Annotated in this window: 2 protein-coding genes and 1 pseudogene; 1 reads left to right on the plus strand and 2 read right to left on the minus strand. The window is 68.0% G+C overall.

Annotated elements, in window-relative coordinates; all coding sequences use genetic code 11:
- Positions 1 to 202, plus strand: a pseudogene (locus ACWD35_RS45100) (hypothetical protein); the annotation flags it as partial.
- Positions 203 to 503: 301 nt separating this feature from the next.
- Here ACWD35_RS45100 and ACWD35_RS45105 read toward each other — a convergent pair.
- Both ACWD35_RS45105 and ACWD35_RS45110 read right to left on the minus strand, forming a co-directional pair.
- The gene (locus ACWD35_RS45105) at positions 504 to 1,415 is read right to left on the minus strand and encodes a GNAT family N-acetyltransferase (protein ID WP_451357117.1); all 912 of its coding nucleotides are present in this window, start codon (positions 1,413 to 1,415) and stop codon (positions 504 to 506) included.
- 488 nt (positions 1,416 to 1,903) lie between these two features.
- The gene (locus ACWD35_RS45110) at positions 1,904 to 3,076 is read right to left on the minus strand and encodes a hypothetical protein (RefSeq protein WP_451357118.1); all 1,173 of its coding nucleotides are present in this window, start codon (positions 3,074 to 3,076) and stop codon (positions 1,904 to 1,906) included.
- Positions 3,077 to 3,794 lie beyond the last annotated feature (718 nt).

Below are 3,794 nucleotides of genomic sequence, written 5' to 3' on the forward strand. Positions count from 1 at the left end.
TCTTCCCGTCACCCCGGTAGGAGCCGGAGGCGTGGTGGACGGTGCGGCCGGGGATGTAGAGGACCTGCTGCCCGTTGTCGGTCAGCAGCGCGATCGCCTGAAGAACTGGCGCGTCCTCGGCAAGGTCCGCACCGACCCGAAGTGGGCGACCGCGCTGGTGAGGGCCCTGCTGGTCCTGACGAACCGCGAAGTCGCCCGCTGACCGACGATCTCCACCGAAGTCACCCGCCCACAACTAGCGTGAGCACCCCGACACCGACGCACACCAGGCCCGTGACCTGCTACTTCACGATGCGCACCATTGGCGCTGGTGGCCATGTTCGACCACTACCCGCTCGCCTGGGTGGGCCTGGTGCCCGAGGTGGGGTTCAGCAACGGCTGGTGGATGCTGCTGGCCCGGGTGTGCATCACGCCGGCGATGCTGTGGGGTCCGATCGTTCTGGCTCTCGCCTGGGCCCACCACCGGCGGCGTCGCCCTGCCTTACGCAGGGCGGGCGCCGGGTTCAGACGTAGGTCCTGCGCCACTGGTCGGCCGCGCCGAGAAGGGTCATGCCGGCGGAGGTGTAGGCCTGCATGGCGCCGGTGTTGTGGGTGTCCACGTCGACGCTGACCGTGCGGTGGCCGCGGGCGTGGAGGAGGCTGAAGGCGGTGGTGAGGAGTTGGGCGCCGAGGCCGTGGCGGCGGTGGGCAGGGTGGACGCCGAACCAGGCGATCCAGGCGCGGTCGACGGGGTCGCGGGCGATGAGGGCGCCGGCGGAGACGCTGTCGAGTTCGGCGAGGAGCCACAGGTCGGGGTTGTAGCCCTCGCGTCGGCGCTGGGCGTGGTGGAAGTCCTCGAAGTCCGGGTGGGGGTGCTCCGGGTCGCCGGTGAAAGCCTCGTTCAGCACGGAGTGGACGGTGCGGAGGTCGGTCTCGTTCCGGGCCGCGCGCACCGTGGGCGCCGTGGATGCCGGGTGTTCGGGGAGGCCGAGGGAGTCCAGGGCAACGGTGAGACGGCTGCTGCTGTGGACGACGGTCCAGCCGCGGCTGAGGAGTTGGTCGCGGGGTCGGCACCCTGGAAGTTGATAGAGCGTCACCGGTGTGTCGTGGGTGGGGAGATCGTGGGCGGCCCAGGCGTCGAGGCGGTCCAGGAGCGCGGCGGTGACGGCAGGCGCGTCCGGGCACGGGGCTACGACCAACTGGGCGCGCAGCTCGCCCGGCTGGGGCGCGGGGTGGAGGGCGGCGAAGCCGAGGAGACTGCCGTCGGGGGCCGACGCGGCCCACGTGCGGGCAGCCAGGTCGAGTCCGGGAGCGGCCAGCATGCTGCGCACCTCCGCCGGCCCGCTCTCGCGGCGGCCGACCGTCGCCTCCTCGTCCCGGCCGAGCAACTCGGTGAGGGCGTCGACGTCCGCGGGGGATACGGCTCTCCAGTCCATCCTCGCACTGTCGCAGGACGAAGCGATGGGGGCCAGCGGATTTAGGCGGCGCCGCGGCAGTAGGCGACGATGAGGGAAGGCCAGCCGGTCCGCGGTGGGATGCCGCGGGCCAGCCGGCCCCTTGTGCTACCAGGTCACCGGCCTGTGATCAGGTCAGTTGGCGCTGCGGTAGAAACTGGCGTTGCCGTTGGCGGTGCGCGCGGTGTATGACGACCGGTCGGCCTGGGTGGCGACGGTGCCCGCGAGCACGGCGAGGCCGCCGCGCACGCCTGCTCGTCCTCACAAACCGGGAAGTCGCCCGCTGACCGACGATCTCCACCGAAGCCACCCGCCCGTCACCAGCATGAGTACCCGGAGCCGACGCACACCAGGCCCGTGACCTGCTACTTCACGATGCACACCACTCACTGCTCCACGTGCTGAATGTCGGTGTTTACTTCGGCCATGGGTTTGGTCTCGCATTGGCCGCCGCTCGAGCGTGGGTTGACTCAGTGGACGGTGTCGAACTCGCGCACTATTTGTGGCAGGGCTTTGAGGACCGTCGTGCTGTGGTCGAACTCCCCGACATCACTGAGCTGTTGGTCAGCCCCCTTGGCAGTCAGCTGGCGCTGGCAGTGCAGGGAGTTCGCAAAGGAGACGTCCTTGTCGCCCCTGGCGTGAAAGAGGTGCACTGGGACGTCGGGCCGCCAGTCACACGTGGTGTCCATCGCCTTCAGTTTGCGTCGCAGATCCCCCGTGGGGTGGCGCACCTTCTGAAGGAATTCTTCGGTGAACAGTTGCTTCGAGGTTTCGGGTAGTGCGGCCGCGAGCTCCGACGCCTTGTGGTCGCCATCGAACAGCGTCTCCACCGCCTGGTCGTAAGGGGTTCGGAACGCCTGGTCCGGGGCGCCGTACAGGCCATACATCCGGTTCCACGCGGTGGCGAAATAGGCGAGGTAGAGCGACGACCGTGCGACCTTGTCGTCTGCCGCGGCGGCCTCGAAACCACTCAGATCGAACGGGCCGGCGACCGGGGCGAGGGCTCCCGGACGGAAGTACGGATCGACGCCCTGCTGCAGGGCCCGCCCGACCAGCATCGTGGCGGGGGCGCCCTGGGAGAACCCGCTGACGAGTACGCGCCGGTCGAGGCCGCGACCCTCCCTGCGGGCGAACGTGCGAGTCGCCCGCAACGCGTCCACTGAAGCCGTAAGAGTCGCCTTCGGGTTCCCGTACGGATGCATTCCGGGGCCTTTTCCCAGGCCGAGGTAGTCCGGGGCAGACACCGCGCGCCCGGTCGAGGCGAACAGCAACGCCGTGGCCCGGTCGGGCGATTCGTCGTTCACCGAGGCCACCTCTCCCCGGTACACCTCGGTGCCGTGCAGCCAGGACACAACCCGAAGGCTGCGTGCGTCGTTCTTCGGCATCGCGACCAACTCGCTGGCTGTGGTGGGTTTCCCCTTGAAATCGACGGTGCGATACACGATCCGGTGAGCACGCACGCCGTAGCGTGCCTGTGTTGTATCGATACCCGCCTTAGCCAGGCGGGCTGTGACCTCCTTGGCGTCCAGGTCCGCCACGGGGACCACGGAGACCACCGAACCGCGCGCTGCGGGATGCTGGTGAGCAGGCGTGGAGGAGCGCTGGCTGTCGTCGTCGCACCCGGCCGCCGCCAGTACGGTCACGGCACACACCAGGGCGAGGGCGGCGTGCTTGGCTGATCTTCCGTCGAACCGAGAAAAGTTCATGGCTGGACTCTGCCGTTCCCGGCACATTCGGCGCATTGCGACTAACACCCCAGTCGCCAGGGGGTTCTCCCTACCCGCGAGGCCGCCCCTGGGCAACTGGTTCATGGCTCGGCCCCCGGGCGGGCTGAACGGTGCCGGAACGGAGCCAGCCAACTGTGGCGGGGCGGTACTGCGTGACGACGGTGCGGAAAAGGACACGAAAGGAGAAGAACTTGTTGAGGACACTATGTGAGACAAGCGCATCAAGGCTGGTCAACGCCGTACCAAGGGACATCGAAAACGAGAACCTACACCGAGGGCGGGAGGTCTTGCGAGAGTTTCTTGTCCTGTCTCAACCGATTTGGTCCCCGTCCCCGGTGATCTGGTCCGATTCGCTCGTCATCTCAGATCATCTGGTCTGGGCCGAGGGCTTCTGTCCCACGAGACAGAGCCTGATCGTCAGCAACGCCCCGGACAACGACCGGGGATCGGCCAGGGCGAGACTTCTCCCATGAGAGTCAGATGCCTGCGGATCATTCATCCCGCGGCCGACATCCCAGTCGCAGAGTTCGACGGGATCCGGGGCGTTGCCCCTTGATCGTGGACACCCTGATCATTGGATTGTGAAGATCCATAGGACGGGAGTTCCCGTTGGGGACGTCGAAGTACTCGCCTG

This window comes from Streptomyces sp. NPDC002671 (assembly GCF_053592475.1).

What these genes read in the sequence shown, in the direction of transcription:
- ACWD35_RS45105 (WP_451357117.1), bottom strand. Translation starts at nt 1,415, where the DNA reads ATGGACTGGAGAGCCGTATCCCCCGCGGACGTCGACGCCCTCACCGAG.